Origin of the sequence: Arthrobacter sp. 754, assembly GCF_040548695.1 — a bacterium.
Taxonomy (GTDB): Bacteria; Actinomycetota; Actinomycetes; order Actinomycetales; family Micrococcaceae; genus Arthrobacter.
The window spans coordinates 13167-28995 of record NZ_JBEPSC010000005.1; the positions used below are offsets into that span (position 1 = coordinate 13167).

Here is a 15829-nt window from a genome sequence, read left to right on the forward strand (position 1 = left end):
ACACACGCCGCCGGACGTCCGATTCCTAACCAGTAAGGTAGTTGAGTGACTTTACCGCTGCACATTCCCCAGACCCACGGGACCACGCCCCCCGCCCTCCGGCTCTTCACGTCCGAGTCGGTCACTGAAGGCCACCCGGACAAGATCTGTGACCAGATCAGCGACGCCATCCTTGACGCGCTCCTCGCGGCAGACCCGGAGTCCCGCGTCGCCGTCGAGACCATGGCCACCACCGGCCTGGTCCATGTTGCCGGCGAAGTCACCACCGACGCCTACGTTGAAATTCCCCAGATCGTCCGGGAGACCATCCTTGGCATCGGCTACGACTCCTCGGCCAACGGCTTCGACGGCGCCCGCTGCGGCGTGTCGGTATCCATCGGCCAGCAGTCCAACGACATCGCCGGGGGCGTCTTCAACTCCCTCGAAGCCCGTGAGGGCCGCCAGGAGGACGATTACGACCTCCAGGGCGCCGGCGACCAGGGCCTGATGTTCGGCTACGCGAGCGACGAAACGCCGTCGTACATGCCCACCCCCATCTGGTTGGCGCACCGCCTCTCCGAACGCCTCACCGAGGTACGCAAGTCCGGCCTGCTGGCGTACCTGCGCCCCGACGGCAAGACCCAGGTCACGGTCGGGTACGACAAAGACGTTCCCGTTTCAGTAGAAACCGTGGTCATCTCCAGCCAGCACGCGGAAGGCACCAGCCTGGACCGCCTCCGGGCGGACCTCGCCGCCATGGTGATTGATCCGGTACTGGCCGCCGCCAACCTGGACATTTCACGGGCTGCGAACATTCTTAACCCCGCCGGCGAGTTCGTCATCGGCGGACCCGTGGGCGACGCCGGCCTGACCGGGCGGAAGATCATCGTTGACACCTACGGCGGTATGGCCCGTCACGGCGGCGGCGCGTTCTCCGGCAAGGACCCGTCCAAGGTGGACCGGTCCGCCGCCTATGCCATGCGCTGGGTTGCCAAGAACGTGGTGGCCGCCGGCCTCGCCAAGCGCGCCGAAATCCAGATTGCCTACGCGATCGGCCAGGCCCGGCCCGTCGGAACCTACGTGGAGACGTTCGGCACCGAAACCGTGGACCCCGCGAAGATCAGCGCCGCGATCGCCGAAATCTTCGACCTCCGTCCGCGGGCCATCATCGACGCCCTGGACCTGAAGCGCCCCATCTACGCCAAGACCGCCGCGCACGGACACTTCGGCCGCGACGATCCCGATTTCACGTGGGAACGCCTCGACCGCGTCGACGACCTCAAAGCCTTCTTCAACGCCTAAGGGGGACCGCCCCACGGCGGATGTGGCAAAGGGAATGTCAGAGGCCCGTGGTTGGCTGGACGTGTCCGGACAATCCGGACTCGCCGGTCCGGCGCAGGATGTTGAACGGGGGTGAGGGCCGTGGCCGCTAAGGAGACTGCTGTCCAGCCGTCGCTTCTACAGGGCTTCCCCTCAAAGGCCAGGCCGGCGGGCCCGCCGCTGGCCGGCCACCTCCCCGTGGCCAGGGTCCTCGTGGAGACTCCGCTGCCCCATCTGGACCGGCCCTTTGATTACAGCGTTCCGGCTGAACTGGACGAGGCGGCGCAGCCCGGCGTCCGGGTCAAGGTCAAGTTCAATGGCCAGGACATGTCCGGCTTCATCATGGAACGCGCTGCCGAGTCCGACGCCGGCCATGCCCTGGTGCCGCTGCATAAAGTCATCTCCCCGGTCGCCGTACTGACGCCCCGCGTGCGGGACCTTGTATCCGCCGTCGCAGCCCGGTACGCGGGCACCGTCAGCGACGTCCTTCGGGTGGCCGTGCCCCCGCGGGTAGCCAAGCTGGAGAAGGAGTTCCTCGCGGGAGCACTCCCTGGAACCGCCGGTGAAGCCACTGCCGGCTCGGGGTCGGAACCAAATGCACAGGCAGGCGCCTCGCAGGACCAGGATGCCGCCTGGGACGGTTACACGAACGGGCCCGCCTTTGTCCGTCACCTGCGCGACGGCGGATCCCCGCGGGCAGTCTTCAGCCCGCTTCAGGGATACGGCCCGGCCGCCTGGCCGCGGCTCCTGGCGGCCGCGGTGGCAGCCGTCCGGGCCTCCGGCCGTGGTGCTTTGGTGGTCGTACCTGACCACCGTGACCTCGACCAGCTGGAAGCGGCGCTGCTCGAGGTGCTGCCGGCCGCGGACATCGCCCGCCTCACCGCAGATGACGGACCCACTCCGCGGTACCGGAGTTTCCTCCGCCTCCTGGACGGGTCGGCACGGGTAGCCATCGGAACACGGTCGGCGGCCTACGCCCCGGTGCATGACGTCGGCCTGGTGGCCTGCTGGGATGACGGCGACGACCTCCACATCGAACAGCGCGCTCCGTACGCCCACGCCCGCGAGGTCCTGTTGCTTCGGGCCGACCAGGAAGGTGCGGCCTGCCTGATGGCCGCCCATTCCAGGAGCACTGAACTGCAACGGCTGGTGGAGGCCGGCTGGGCCATGCCGATCGACGCCGAACGGCCCTACCTGCGCCGGACCGTTCCGCGCGTGCTTAACACGGCTGACAGCTTTGAACAGGAACGCGACCCCCTGGCGCGGATAGCCAGGCTCCCCGGAGCCGCGTGGCGGGCGGCCAAGGAAGGACTGGAACGCGGCCCCGTCCTGGTGCAGGTGGCCCGCGCCGGCTACGCCCCGTCCCTGGTCTGCGAGACCTGCCGCGAACCGGCCCGGTGCCAGTCCTGCCGTGGCCCGCTGGCCCTCGCCGGCGCGAGCGGTTCGGCCTCGATTCCGCAATGCCGCTGGTGTTCAACCCCTTCTCCAGACTGGCAGTGTGTCCACTGCACTGGCCGGCGGCTGCGCAAGGGAGCCACGGGAGTCCTGCGGACGGCGGAAGAGCTGGGGCGTGCTTTTCCCGGGAAGGCCGTGGTCACCTCGTCCGGGGACCACGTCAAAGCACGGGTGGGCAGCACCAACGCCCTGGTGGTGGCCACTGTCGGCGCGGAGCCCGTGGCGGACGGCGGATACGCCGCGGCCCTGCTTCTCGACGGCGACTCGCTGCTGCGGCGGGAAAACCTCCGCGCCGGCGAGGACACGGTCCGCCGCTGGTTCAATGCCGCGGCCCTGGTGCGCCCCGCGTCCGACGGCGGACTGGTGGTCATCACCGCGACGGAGAGTGTCGCCGTCGGCGCGTTGCTGCGGTGGGACCCTGCCGGCTATGCCCGGCGTGAGCTGGAACTCCGGATGGAACTCCAGCTGCCACCCGCGGTCCGCATCGCGTCCGTCACCGGTCCTAGGGCCGCCGTCGGGCATTTCACCGCTTCGGTGGAACAACAGCTGGCCGCCTCGGGCCTGACGCTGCGGACCGCGGGACCGGCGCCTGTGCTGCTCGTCGGGCTCCCCACACCGCAGCGGGTCGGAGAGGACGTCCGGACCCTGCTGTTCTTCCCTTACGGGCAGGCCGGCTTGGTCACCCGTGTCCTGCGGGCAACGAAGGCGGCGGCTGCTGCCAAACGCAGCGAGGAGCCCGTGCAGGTCAGGCTCGACGGCGTCGACGTCCTTTAGCGGTGCCAGCCACCAACCGAGTCCGTTACCGGCGGCGCCGCGACACGATGTCGTGTGCCACGTCCACCAGCTGGCGCGCGGATTCGTCCCAGCTGAACCCCCGTGCACGCGCCACGGAGCGGCGGGACACGTCCTGCCAGTGGGCGTCATCGCGCAGTTTCCGCACAGCCGCCGCGAACTCCGCCGGGGAGGCAGGATCCACGTACGCTGCTGCGTCGCCGCCGACTTCCCGGAAAATGGGGATGTCGCTGGCGATCACCGGCGTACCCAGCGCCATGGCCTCCACCAGCGGCAGCCCGTAGCCTTCTGCGTGGGAGAGGCTCACCAGTGCAGTGGCGCGCTTGAGCAGGGTCCAGTATTCGTCGTCGGTGACGCCGTTGTGGAAGACCACCTTGGCACCGGCGGGGATTATGAGCTCCAGCTCGGCCCGGCGCTGCGGGGTGATCCGGCTCAACAGGTGAAGCGTGAAATCAGGCAGCTCCGCCATCCCGGCCACCATCGTTCCGACGTTTTTATATGGCATGAAGGAGCCCATGTAGATCAGCGCGTGGTCCGCGCCGGCGGACGGGTCGCGCGGGTCCTGCGCGGGCTGGGGCGCGTTGCTGATGATTCGTACGGGCCGTTTGGTGAGCCGGTACTTGGCCATCAGGGCCTCCGTGGTCCTGCTGATGGTGGCCACAATGTCCGCCCGGTTGAGGAGCAGCCGCTGGGGCCAGAAGGCCTTGTGGTAGAGCCGCCACAGGATCCTGACCGGCGCCGGCAGGAAGCCCGGGGGCGCGGGGTGTTCGTAGTAGATGAGGTCATGCAGGGTCAGGACCAGGCCGTACCTGCGTCCCCAGCTGCCCATGGTCTGCATCGGACACACCACGACGTCGGCCCCGAGCGGGTTGATCTTGCGGGCAACAAACAGCTCCACCGGCGACAGCGGACTGTTGATGAGCGTGTACGGGACATCCGGGAGCAGTGCGAGCTGCCGGGGGTCGCTGATGAGCATGGAGACGTCGGCTATTTTCGCCGTTGCCGCGATGAGGCTGGCCCCGTACCGGCTGATGCCGTCGTGGTGGTCGGTCCTGGTGAATCGGGCATCGATGACAATCTTCACGCGGGGTGGTCCTTAAGGAAGCTGCGGATGAAACCGGCGGCCGGTTCGGGCGTCTCGTAATGGATGAGGTGGCCGACGCCGGGAATCACCCTGAGCACCCCGTCCGGCAGGAGCGCGGCGAGGCGGTGCTGGTCCGGGAGCATGGCTATCTCATCCTTTTCACCGGCAATCAGCAGCACCGGCAGGGTCAGCTTTTCCGCAACCTCGGCCACGTGGCTGCCCACTGAGGCGGTAAAGGATTCGAGGAGGCTTTCCCGGTCAGCGAAGGCGCTGAAGTAGGCATGGTGCTGGCCGTGGATAAAGCGGCGCAGGTCCTTGTTGCCGGTTTTGGCCATGGCCTCGCTCATGACACGGACGATCAGGGGGCTGCGCAGCAGCGCCAGTCCGAGCGGGCGGGGAAGTCTGGCCGCAAGCCGGTAGTAGAGCACCGCCAGTTTCGTCATGATCCCCTTCGGGCCTTCCAATGCGGGGGCAGCGATGGGGTTGATGAGGATCAGCGGCGTGACAGTCCCGGGGTGGTCTGCCACAAAATGCGATGCCACGATCGAGCCGAAGGAGTGCCCCAGGAGGACAGTGTCCTGGCCCAGTCCAAGTGCCGCCATGAAGTCGGCGATGAAGGTGCCGTAGCCGGCCACTGAATGTTCCGCGGCCGCGAACGCTTCAGAGCTGCCGAAGCCGGGCAGGTCGGGCATGATGATGCGCATCTCCGGGAGCTGGTCCGCCACCCGGAGCAGGCCGTGGTGGTCGCCCCGGAAGCCGTGGATAACCAGGATGGTGCGGGTATCCGGTGTTGCCTGGACTGGTTCGTAAGTCCAGTACGCCACCGTGCTGCCGTTCAGCGTAATGGTGGCGGCATGGGTGCGTGCGGCGAGAGCGTCGCTGAAGTAGGACGGCGCAGGGGATGGCTGGGAAGCGGCTGTTTTCATTGACCCTGGGTCCTAGTTGACGTTGTCGGGGTGGGAACCGGTGCGCTGGCCGCGGTCGAGCTCAGCCAGGGCGGCCATGTCCCGCTGTGAGAGCTCGAAGCCGAAAACGTCCAGGTTCTCCCGGATCCGGGCCTCGGAGCTTGCCTTCGGGACAGTGAGGTTCCCGAGCTGGACATGCCACCGGAGGACGATCTGGGCCGGACTCCGGTGATGCTCGGCTGCAAGGGCCAGGACGACCGGATCTCCCAGCACGTGCCCCCGCGCCAGCGGGCTCCAGGCCTCGGTCAGGATTCCCAGCTCGTGGTGCTTCTGGCTGAGCTCGTGCTGCTGGAGCCAGGGATGCAGTTCAATCTGGTTCACGGCCGGCACTACTTCTGCCTTCTGGAGCAGAAGGTCCAGATGCTTCGGCTGGAAGTTGCAGACACCGACTGCACGTACCTTTCCTTCGCGGTACAGCGTCTCCAGGGCGCGGTAGGTATCGGTGAACAGCCCGCGCCGGGCGCACGGCCAGTGGATGAGGTACATGTCCACATAGTCCAGGCCAAGGTTGACCATGGAGGTATCGAAGGCGCGGAGCGTCCTGTCATATCCCTGGTCGTCGTTCCAGACCTTGGTGGTGACGAAGACGTCCTCACGCCTCAGTCCGGGGGCAGCTTCCCCTGAGCCGCCGCTTCCGCCCTCGGTTCCGAAGGCGGAACTGAGCCCCCTGGCCACGCCGGTTTCGTTGGCGTACATGGCAGCGGTGTCGAAGCGGCGGTAGCCTGCGCCCAACGCCATGGACACCAGGCCGGGTGCGGCAGCGGCAGGAACCTTGTAGAGCCCGAATCCCAGTTGGTCGATCAGGACGCCGTTGTTCAGGCTGAGACGGGGTGAAGGTTTCATAGCATTGACTTTACCCATTGGGTCAGGCGACGCCGCGAAAGCCTGCCGGGCGGCGCGCGGTGGCTTCATTGGATATTCTTCGAACGGGACCTGGCCACTTCTGCCCCGGACAAGGACGTCAACATGAACCAGTACGTAATCGCGATCGATCAGGGCACCACCAGTACCCGTGCGATCATCTTCGACCACGGGGGCGCCATCGTCTCCTCGGGGCAGCTGGAACATGAGCAGATCTTCCCGAAGCCCGGCTGGGTGGAACACCGGCCGGCCGAGATATGGAACAACACCCGCGAGGTCATCGGCTCTGCCCTCTCGAAGGCGAACCTGACCAGGCACGACATTGCCGCCGTCGGGATAACGAACCAGCGCGAGACCGCCGTCGTGTGGGACAGGACCACCGGCGAGCCTGTCTACAACGCGATTGTCTGGCAGGACACCCGGACCCAGGACATCGTGGACGGGCTCGCCAAGAACGGCGGGCCGGACCGGTTCAAGCAGAAGGTCGGCCTGCCGCTTGCCACGTATTTTTCCGGCACCAAGATCAAGTGGATCCTGGACAACGTGGACGGCGCCCGGGCCAGGGCCGAGGCCGGTGACCTGCTGTTCGGCAACACCGACTCGTGGGTCCTGTGGAACCTGACCGGCGGAGTGGACGGCGGCGTGCATGTCACCGACGTCACCAACGCTTCGCGGACCCTGTTCATGGACCTGGAAACGCTCCAGTGGGACTCAGAGATCCTGGACATTTTCGGCGTTCCGGCGTCAATGCTGCCGGTCATCAGGTCCTCCTCCGAGGTGTACGGCACGGTCCACACGTCCCAGCTGCTGCGCGAAGTCCCCGTCGCCGGCATATTGGGCGACCAGCAGGCGGCCACCTTCGGCCAGGCAGCGTTCAATGCGGGGGAGGCCAAGAACACCTACGGCACCGGCTGCTTCCTGATCTTCAACACGGGTGAGGAGATCGTCCACTCGAGAAACGGACTCCTCACCACTGTCGGCTACAAGCTCGGTGAAGCCGCTCCGCACTATGCCCTTGAAGGCTCCATCGCCGTCACGGGATCCTTGGTTCAGTGGCTCCGCGACAATCTCGGCATGATCAGGAACGCCGCGGACGTCGAAACCCTGGCGGCGGCCGTGCAGGACAACGGAGGGGTCTACTTCGTGCCGGCGTTCTCCGGGCTCTTCGCGCCCTATTGGCGGTCGGATGCCCGCGGCGCCATCGTCGGCCTGACCCGGTTCGCCAACAGGAACCACATTGCCCGGGCAGCCCTGGAAGCCACAGCGTTCCAGACCCGTGAGGTGCTCGACGCCGTCAACGCGGACTCCGGCGTGCCGCTTACCGGGCTGAAGGTCGACGGCGGCATGGTTGCCAACGATGCCTTGATGCAGTTCCAGGCAGACATCCTCGGCGTTCCGGTGATCCGGCCCAAGGTGGTTGAAACGACCGCCCTGGGCGCTGCCTACGCCGCAGGTCTCGCCGTCGGCTTCTGGAAGGACCTCGGCGAGCTTTCGGCAAACTGGTCCGAAGACAGGCGCTGGGAACCCGGGATGGACCAGGCGGAGCAGGACCGGCAGCTCCGCCTGTGGAAGAAAGCAGTCACCAAGTCCATGGACTGGGTGGACGGGGACGTTCGCTGAGGCGCCTTCAGTCCAGCTGCGCCGGCGGTGTCTTCGCGTAGACGCTCCGGCTCACCTCGTAGCCCCTCGCGTCCTGCTCGAGGGCCTGCGCATTGGCTTCCGCGAATTCCGCGGCGCTGAGCTTCTTCACTTCCACGAGGTCCATGAATTCCTGGTCAGGGCCGCCAACGGCAGTGACCTTCACCAGACCCGTCCCGGCTGAGTAGTACTTCCGTTGGTGCCCGGCCTCGGGCGGCTCCAGCGGGTTGTATTCATCTATGACCAGGACATTGTTGTAGCACCCTGTCGGAACGCAGACGCGCTGGTGCTTCTTAATCACTTGACCGCAGTCCAGGAAATCGACCTTGGGGGCGTACGCCTGGACATAGGCGGGTGTTCCTGTGCGGGGCAGCGACTGCATGGCGATACCTGCCTGCGCCTTGGCTATGCCGCTGATGAAGGTGCTGGGCGCGCCGGTAAATTCACCATTTTCGTATTCCTCCGGGTATTCCCCGAACAGCCAGACAGCGCCCTTCCGGGTCTGCGCGAAGAAAGCCAGCTCCGACTCGACCAGATCACCGTTGTCATAGTCACGGTCCCACATCACGCGCGTCTGCACGCCATCGATCATCTTGGTGAGCCCGGTGACCGTGTGCACCACTGAATGCTCGCTGACCCCATCAGCGGAGGTCACCGTCCCGGTGGTGGTGAACTGCATGCCGGGCTCGAGGGGGAACCACTTGTTATCGATCTCCGGTGAGGACTGGAAGGCGGACCGGTCAAAGTTGATTTCCGATCCCGGCCCGCACAGTTCCGCGGAGGAAGGACCTGCGGCCGCAGGTGCAGCCGACACCGCGGTCAGCGACCCAAAGGCGAGGAGTAATGCGGCCCCGTGGGCCGCGAATTGCCTTACCGGAGAAGCCATCGAACGTGCCTTTCATTGGGAGGAATGTTGCGACTAAACGGCCGTGGCCGGCTGCGGCTTGCGTGATCCGCGGCGGCGTCCGCCGGCCTTGGCGAAGCGCAGGTAGAGCGAGGGAACGATGAACAGGTTGACCAACGTCGATGTCACCAGGCCGCCGAGGATCACTACGGCCATGGGATGCTCGATTTCATGCCCCGGGATGTTGCCCATGACCACCAGCGGCACCAGCGCGAGGGCGGTCGCCAATGTCGTCATCAGGATCGGTGACAGGCGTTCGGCGGCCCCCCGAAGCACGAGGGCCGGTCCAAAGGGCATGCCCTCGAACTGTTCCAGGTGCTGGCAGTGGTTGATGAGCAGGATGCCGTTACGGGCGGCGATCCCCATCAGGGTCAGGAAGCCAACCAGGGAACCCAGGGAGAGGATCCCGCCGCTCAGATGGGCGGCGATCACCCCGCCCACGAGCGCCACGGGCAACGTCAGGATGGCCAGGGTTGCCAGCCGCCAACTCTTGAAGGCTGCCTGGAGCAGGAGGTAGACGACGATCACCGCGGCTATCGCGAACAGCGACAGGCGCTGCGCTGCGGCTTGCCGCTCGACGTATTCGCCGAGCACCACGGCACTGTACCCCACCGGGAACTCAATGGAAGTCATGCCGGACTTGAGCTTTTCCACGACCTTGGCCAGGTCGCCTTCCTTGACGTTGGCGCTGACGTCGATGCGCCTGGATCCCTCCGAGCGCTCAATCACGTTCGGGGTGGGTTTGATCGAAACCGTGGCCACATCCGCCATGCGGATCTTTTGCCCGGCGGGGGTGTCCAGGACGAGGTTTTCAATGCTGGTCACGCTCGTCCGGGTCTCCGGAGGGCTCCATACCTGGACATCGTAGGCCTTCCCGTCCCGGTAGACATCGCCCACCTCCTCACCGGCAACCATCGTGGCTGCAGCCCGCCGGACATCGCCGGGCTTCAGGCCGTACCGGTTTGCCGCTTCAAGGTTCACTTCCACATCGATCTGGGGAATGTTCGCCTGAAGCGCCACCTTGGCACCGATGGCTCCGTCAATACCGCCGAGTATCCCCTTGATCTTGTCCGCCTCCTGCCGAAGCGTGGCAAGGTCATCGCCATAGACACGTACGACGACGGCGTAACCAGTACCTGTCAGTACCTCGCGGATGCGTTCCTTAAGGTAGGTCTGGACGTCGCGTTGGATTCCCGGGTAGCCCTCAACCACAGTCTGTATTGATGCCAGGGTGTCGTCGTAGTCAACACCGGGGTCAACGCTGATCCAGTTTTCGCCGAAGTTGACGCCCACCACCTCATCGGCGGCGAACGCCTGGCCAATATGGGACCCGCAGTTGTTCACACCGGGTATTGTCATGAGTTCGTTGCATGCGAGCTGGCTGACTCGGACTTCCTCGGCATTTGAGGTACCGGGCTGTGTCACCCAGTGCATCAGGAAGTCGCGCTCCTTGAAGGATGGCAACAGTGACTGGCCCAGCAGGGGCGCCGCCACGATGCCCACAACACCAAAGGCCGCAAGGGCAAGGTATCCGGGGACCGGACGGCGGACGATGGGGCGCAGGCCCTTGGCGTACCAGCGCTTCAGGACCCGCACCACCGGCGGATCCCGGTCCTCCAGCTTGGCGTTCCGGAGAAAGATGTAGGCCATGGCTGGAGTGACCGTCAGTGCCACCACCATCGAGGCAATGACCGCGAGGGTGTAGGACGTCGCCAGGGGCCGGAAAAACGCGCCGGTGAGCCCATCGAGGAAGAAGATCGGAATGGTGGCGACGACGATGATCAATGTGGCGTAGACGATCGGTCCGCGGACCTCAAGCGAAGCGTTGACCACCACCCTTGCGGTGCTTCCCGCCGCTCCCGAGGCCCTGTGGTGCCGGAGCCGCCTGACGATGTTTTCGACGTCGATGATGGCATCGTCAACCACCACCCCGACGGCGATCACCAGGCCCGCCAGCACCATGGTGTTGACGGTGCCGCCGGTCCAATACAGGACGAGGGCTGCCGCGGTCAGCGAAAGCGGGATGGCCAGGACGCTGACCAACGCGGTCCGCCATTGGAAGAGGAACACGCTCAGCACCAGGATGACCAGGAGGCAGCCGAGCCACAGGGCGGTGCCCAGGTTGCCCAGGGACTCTTCAATGAAGGTCGCCGGCCGGAAGATGGTCGTGTCCACGGCTATTCCGCTCAGCCCGGGCTCCAGCTGCTTCAAGGCTTCTTCCACCCCGCGGGTCACTTCGAGCGTGTTGCCCCAGGGCAGCTTTTCCACGATCAGCATCAGGCCGGGACCGCCGTTAATGACGGCGTCACCGATGAGCTGCTGGTGGTCCTCGACCACATTGGCCACGTCACTGAGCCTGAGCGGGGGCTTTCCCTCCTCGCGGTCCTCCAAAGCGATCTTGGCTAGGTCCTCCGGGGAGGTGATGGCCTGGACGTGCCTGACCCCGAAAGACTGGCTGGGAGTGTCCAGGGAACCTCCCGTGCCGATCAGGGCACCGGAGGAATATTTGAGCAGCCCGGCGTCGAGTGCGTTCGCCGTGGAGCTCATCACAGTGTCCAGGCTGACGTTATGCGCCGCGAGCTTGGCGGGATCTGCCTGGACCTGCAGCATCTGGAGGCGTTCACCCCAGATCGCGACGTTCGCCACCCCAGGCACCCGCAGCAGGTGCGCCCTGATGTTCCAGTAGGAAATCATGGACATCTCGATCAGGGAGCGGGTGTCCGAGGACAGCCCGATCTTCATGACCCTGCTGGTGGAGGACAGCGGCTGCAGCATGAGCGGCGGCGCCGCCCACGTCGGGAGCGTCGGAATGACCGTTGCCATCCGCTCCGACACCAGCTGCCGCGCAGTGAGCAGATCCGTGCCGTTCTCAAATTCCATCACAATGGAGGACAGCTGGGGTACCGACTTGGACCGCATGTGGTCGAGCCCCTCGATGCCGTTAAAGGCTTCCTCCATCGGAACCGATACAAGTTCCTCCACTTCGGCGGCGGTGAGTCCCAAACAGGCCGTCTGGACTTCGACCTTGGGCGGGGCAAATTCGGGGAACACATCCACCGAAGCGCTGCTCAATTGCGTGCCGCCCACGAGCATCAGTGCAGCCGCCATAGCAATGACGATCGATCTGAACCTTAGGCTGGCCGCGACTATGCGACGCATGTCATTTACCCGTGTTGAATTCTGCGCCGAAAAGCTCGGCAGCCCCGACCGTCACCAATGCAGTGCCCGGGGCGGGGCCTGCACTGGCTGTGACCGAGCCGGCTTCCACTTTGGAGACCGTGACGGCCTGCCTTTCGTAAACGCGCGGCGAGGGGTTGACATACACCCAGGTTTTCCCCTGTGCGTCGTAAAGAAGCGCGGCGTAAGGGATCACAACTCCGGCTCCGCCGGGTGCCGGGGCTGCCGCGTCGGTGCGGAGCTCCAGCCGGTCAATGGCCCGCTGGCTTAGCGTAATGCGGGCTATGCCGGTGGTGGCGTTCTTCTCCACAGTGGCCGGTGCCTCGTGCGCCGACACAGCAACTGCCGATGGCTGTGCGCAGGCGGGCAGCAGAAACAGTAAGGCTGCACACGCGGCGGACGCCATGGGCCGGCGCCGCACCGAACTTGGGATGGTCATGATACTTCCACCTTTTCCTGCGTGACGGGAGAGACTGGTGTCTCCGATTGGTAGACTTCGGACCACTCTTCGGGCGCGGTGCGGGGACCGAACCAAAGCATGAGCAGCGGAAGGATAAAGATCCCAACGAGCGTGGTGGTCACAAGCCCTCCGGCAATGACCAGCAGCATGGGCCTCAGCAGGGCCTCGCCGACGGGGCCGCCAAGGAAGGCCGGCGGAATCAGCACGAGGAGTGTGATGAGGGCCGACTTCAGGATCGGGGATATCCGGTCCCTGGCCGCGGACATAACCACGTCAGTGCGGGACACTTCCGCAGAGTCCCGCAGGAGTTCGTCGACGCGTGCGGACAGGAGGGCCGCGTTCCTTGCGGCGATGGCCAGGACGGCCGCAAATGCGGTCATCGACAGCCACGACAGGGTCGGTGCCCCGATCCAGGCGGCGATCGCCGCGCCCGCCATCGCAGCAGGCATGGACAGGAAGACTGCGAGCGAAAGCTTCCAGCTTCGTACCGCAGTCTGGAGCAGAAGCAGCACGGCCAGTACCGCAGCAGCCCCAAGACCCTGCATCAAGGTGTCCGCTGCCTGGATCTGGCTGTATTTCGCCGGAACCTCGGCATGGTACTCAAGCGGGAACTGGATCTGACGGATCGCAGCTTCGATGTCGCGCTGGACATCGCCAAGCGGCCGCCCGCTGATGTCTGCAACGACATCGATGCGCCGGGACGTATCGTCATGCTGGATGACGACTTCGTTGGGGACCATCCGGACGTCCGCGACCTGGCCCAGCTGGACATGACCGCCGTTGGGTGTGTCCAGGAGCAGCTCACGAATGCTGGTGAGGTCGTCCCGGACGCCAACCGCCCCGCGGACCACGACTTCGAACACCTTCTGCTGTTCGAACAGGTTTCCCACAACGATCCCCTGCATCAGGGTGGCTGCGGCGCGGCGTGCGTCGCCGGGCTTGATGCCGAACTTCTGCGCGGCCTCAAGGTTGACCTCCACCTCCACGATTGGTGTCATGGCGGTGGTGCTGATGGTCGGATTATTCACACCATCAATCTTCTGGATGGCCTGCCGGACCTCTTCGGCCTTTTCACGAAGCACGGGCATTTCTGTCCCGTAGACGCGGACCGCGAAACCTGGCTCCATGCTGGTCCGGGTGTCGCCGATGGTCTGCTGCGAGTAGTTCAGCACATTGTTGGCGATGCCCGGGTAGCCCTCCACGACGTCACGGACTGCCTTCTCCGTCTCGCCGAAGTTGGCATCCGGTGCGACTGTAACCCACAGCTCCGCAGAGCTGTTTCCGACGACCTGGTCCGCGGAGATGGCACGTCCAATATGACCGCCGACGCCGGAAACGCCAGGCAGTGTCCTGAGTTCATTGGAAGCGAGTGCCGCGACGCGGCGGACCTCATCGTTGGACGTACCGGCCATGGTGTCCCACTGAACAAGCAGGGTCCGGTCCGGCATGGTGGGAACAAGCGGCCTGTTGCCGGCCAATTGCCAGCCTGCAGTGATGCCGAGGATTCCGAGGACTGCCACAGCCCCGATGGCAAGAAGCCGGCGCGAACCCGCTGCGCCCAGTGAACGGACGTAGGAGTCCTTGCCCCGCCTGACGGCAGGAACCTCCTTGCGCGGCTCCGAGGAAACCGGCAGCAGGAAATGGGCCAGAACGGGGGTGACGGAGAGGCCGACCAGCAGGCCCGCCGCCAAAGCCAGAGCCAGTGACCAGAAAAGGGAGGAGAAGAACGGGCCGCCGACCCCCGGAACAAAGAGCGTGGGAATCAAAACGGCGATCATGATCAGCGACCCAAAGAACAGCGGAGTGCGGACCCCTCTGGCGAGGGTGCTGATGCGCGACCTTGGCGCGGTTCCGGCCCCGGCTGCCTCCAAGGCGTTGGGGCGCCGGCGGTGGGCCTGGACGTCTTCAACGATGTCGCCCACAATCACGGACATGCCGAGCAGGATGCCCAACAGGACTGTGATGTTGAGGGTCGCATTCTGGGCGAAAAGAATCACCGCCGCCGTCATCACGGTGGTGGCGAGTGCCACCAGCGCGATCACCGCAACGCGCCAGGACCTGAAGAGAAGCCAGAACAGCGCAACAGCAATCAGGAGGCTGATCAGGAGCGCAAGGCCAAGACTGTCTACGGATTCCTGCACACCGGTGGCAGGCCGGAAAACCGACGTGTCGATCTCTACGCCTTTCAGGCCGGGAAGCATGTCCTGCAGGGCGGCTTCGACGTCCCGGGTGACCTGCACCGTGCTGGTTCCTGGGAATTTCTCGACCACCAGCAGCAGGCCCGCATCCTGTCCGACCACGGCGTCCCCGATGAGGGGCTGGTGGTCTTCACGGACCTGGGCAATGTCGCCGAGGACCAGGGCGGGATTTGTCTCTTCGACGCTGACCTTGGCGAGGTCCGCGGGTGTGCGGATGGGCAGGACGTGCTGGATGCCGAGGCGCTGGCTGGGTGATTCGACGAATCCACCGGTGCCAGGGGTCGACGCTTCGAGGAAGCTCAGCGGCGAAACCCAGACCGCGTTTCCCGTGGTCTTGACGAGCTGCTCCAGGGTGACGCCCTTGTCACGCAGTTGTGTCGGGGTGACCTCGACCTGTAGCTGTTGTTCGCGCTGGCCCCAGATGGAAACGTTCGCTACCCCGGGGATACCGATCAGGCGCGGTTTGATTTTCCACCGTGCAAGGACGGACATGTCGATGCCGGAGAGTTCCTTGGAATTCATTTTGACCATCAGCACCCGGCTGGTGGACGACAGGGGTTGCATGATGAGTGGCGGCGCGGACACGTTCGGCAGGGCGTGGGCCTGCGTCATCCGCTCGGCAACAAGCTGGCGTGCCCGCAGCAGGTCAGTGCCCGGTTCGAACACGAGCTGGATCGAGGACAGGCCCGGCACGGATTTCGAGCGGATCTCGTCGAGCCAGGCAACGCCATTGAGGAGGTCTGCCTCCATCGGTGCGGTGATGAGCTGTTCAACTTCAACAGCGGAGAGCCCTAGGGCTTCCGTCTGGATCTCAACCTGTGCGGGGGCGAATTCCGGCATGGTGTCCACGGCGATGTGTGGAACGTTGACCACGCCAAAACCAATGAGGCCCGCCGCGACCGCGAGAACCAGGATTCGGAACTGCATACTGAACCGGGTAATCCAGCCAAACACGGCTAATCCTCGCTAGCTCATCGCAGCGGTGCAGTGGGAAAA

10 protein-coding genes are annotated in these 15829 nt (G+C 65.3%); 3 read left to right on the top strand and 7 right to left on the bottom strand.

Annotated elements, in window-relative coordinates:
- Window positions 1-45 precede the first annotated feature (45 nt).
- Window positions 46-1281, top strand: coding sequence for a methionine adenosyltransferase (metK, locus tag ABIA70_RS14840; RefSeq protein WP_354148341.1), 1236 nt, complete (start codon window positions 46-48; stop codon window positions 1279-1281).
- Between the two features lie 120 nt (window positions 1282-1401).
- Window positions 1402-3528 carry a primosomal protein N' gene (locus ABIA70_RS14845; protein ID WP_354148342.1) on the top strand — a complete coding sequence of 709 codons (2127 nt, stop codon included), beginning with the start codon at window positions 1402-1404 and terminating at the stop codon, window positions 3526-3528.
- Window positions 3529-3553: 25 nt separating this feature from the next.
- On the opposite strand, the gene ABIA70_RS14850 is transcribed toward ABIA70_RS14845, so the two are convergent.
- Genes ABIA70_RS14850 through ABIA70_RS14860 form a run of 3 tightly spaced genes read right to left on the bottom strand, consistent with a single transcriptional unit; the run spans window position 3554 to window position 6438 of the window.
- Window positions 3554-4630, bottom strand: coding sequence for a glycosyltransferase family 4 protein (locus tag ABIA70_RS14850; protein ID WP_354148343.1), 1077 nt, complete (start codon window positions 4628-4630; stop codon window positions 3554-3556).
- The gene (locus ABIA70_RS14855) at window positions 4627-5556 is read right to left on the bottom strand and encodes an alpha/beta fold hydrolase (RefSeq protein WP_354148344.1); all 930 of its coding nucleotides are present in this window, start codon (window positions 5554-5556) and stop codon (window positions 4627-4629) included. The genes ABIA70_RS14850 and ABIA70_RS14855 overlap by 4 nt, the downstream gene beginning before the upstream one ends.
- 12 nt (window positions 5557-5568) lie before the next feature.
- Window positions 5569-6438, bottom strand: a complete 870-nt coding sequence (locus ABIA70_RS14860) for an aldo/keto reductase (protein WP_354148345.1) — start codon at window positions 6436-6438, stop codon at window positions 5569-5571.
- 123 nt (window positions 6439-6561) lie between these two features.
- Between ABIA70_RS14860 and glpK the strand changes: the two genes are divergently transcribed.
- The gene (gene glpK, locus ABIA70_RS14865) at window positions 6562-8076 is read left to right on the top strand and encodes a glycerol kinase GlpK (protein WP_354148346.1); all 1515 of its coding nucleotides are present in this window, start codon (window positions 6562-6564) and stop codon (window positions 8074-8076) included.
- A gap of 7 nt (window positions 8077-8083) precedes the next feature.
- Here the strand turns inward: glpK and ABIA70_RS14870 are convergent, their stop codons facing one another.
- From ABIA70_RS14870 to ABIA70_RS14885, 4 genes are read right to left on the bottom strand one after another with little or no spacing between them, the layout of a single operon-like run.
- Window positions 8084-8980 (bottom strand): hypothetical protein, encoded by an 897-nt coding sequence (locus ABIA70_RS14870; RefSeq protein ID WP_354148347.1) that lies wholly within the window; start codon window positions 8978-8980, stop codon window positions 8084-8086.
- A 33-nt stretch (window positions 8981-9013) separates the two neighbouring features.
- Window positions 9014-12157 carry an efflux RND transporter permease subunit gene (locus ABIA70_RS14875; RefSeq protein WP_354148348.1) on the bottom strand — a complete coding sequence of 1048 codons (3144 nt, stop codon included), beginning with the start codon at window positions 12155-12157 and terminating at the stop codon, window positions 9014-9016.
- A gap of 1 nt (window position 12158) precedes the next feature.
- Window positions 12159-12614, bottom strand: coding sequence for a hypothetical protein (locus tag ABIA70_RS14880; protein WP_354148349.1), 456 nt, complete (start codon window positions 12612-12614; stop codon window positions 12159-12161).
- Window positions 12611-15787: an efflux RND transporter permease subunit gene (locus ABIA70_RS14885; protein ID WP_354148350.1), complete on the bottom strand. Its 3177-nt coding sequence runs from the start codon at window positions 15785-15787 to the stop codon at window positions 12611-12613. The genes ABIA70_RS14880 and ABIA70_RS14885 overlap by 4 nt, the downstream gene beginning before the upstream one ends.
- Window positions 15788-15829: the final 42 nt, after the last annotated feature.

Excerpts from the sequence above, each read along its gene's own strand:
- ABIA70_RS14855 (WP_354148344.1), bottom strand. The coding sequence starts at position 5,556 with ATGAAAACAGCCGCTTCCCAGCCATCCCCTGCGCCGTCCTACTTCAGC.
- ABIA70_RS14860 (WP_354148345.1), bottom strand. The coding sequence starts at position 6,438 with ATGAAACCTTCACCCCGTCTCAGCCTGAACAACGGCGTCCTGATCGAC.
- glpK (WP_354148346.1), top strand. The coding sequence starts at position 6,562 with ATGAACCAGTACGTAATCGCGATCGATCAGGGCACCACCAGTACCCGT.
- ABIA70_RS14870 (WP_354148347.1), bottom strand. The coding sequence starts at position 8,980 with ATGGCTTCTCCGGTAAGGCAATTCGCGGCCCACGGGGCCGCATTACTC.
- ABIA70_RS14875 (WP_354148348.1), bottom strand. The coding sequence starts at position 12,157 with ATGCGTCGCATAGTCGCGGCCAGCCTAAGGTTCAGATCGATCGTCATT.
- ABIA70_RS14880 (WP_354148349.1), bottom strand. The coding sequence starts at position 12,614 with ATGACCATCCCAAGTTCGGTGCGGCGCCGGCCCATGGCGTCCGCCGCG.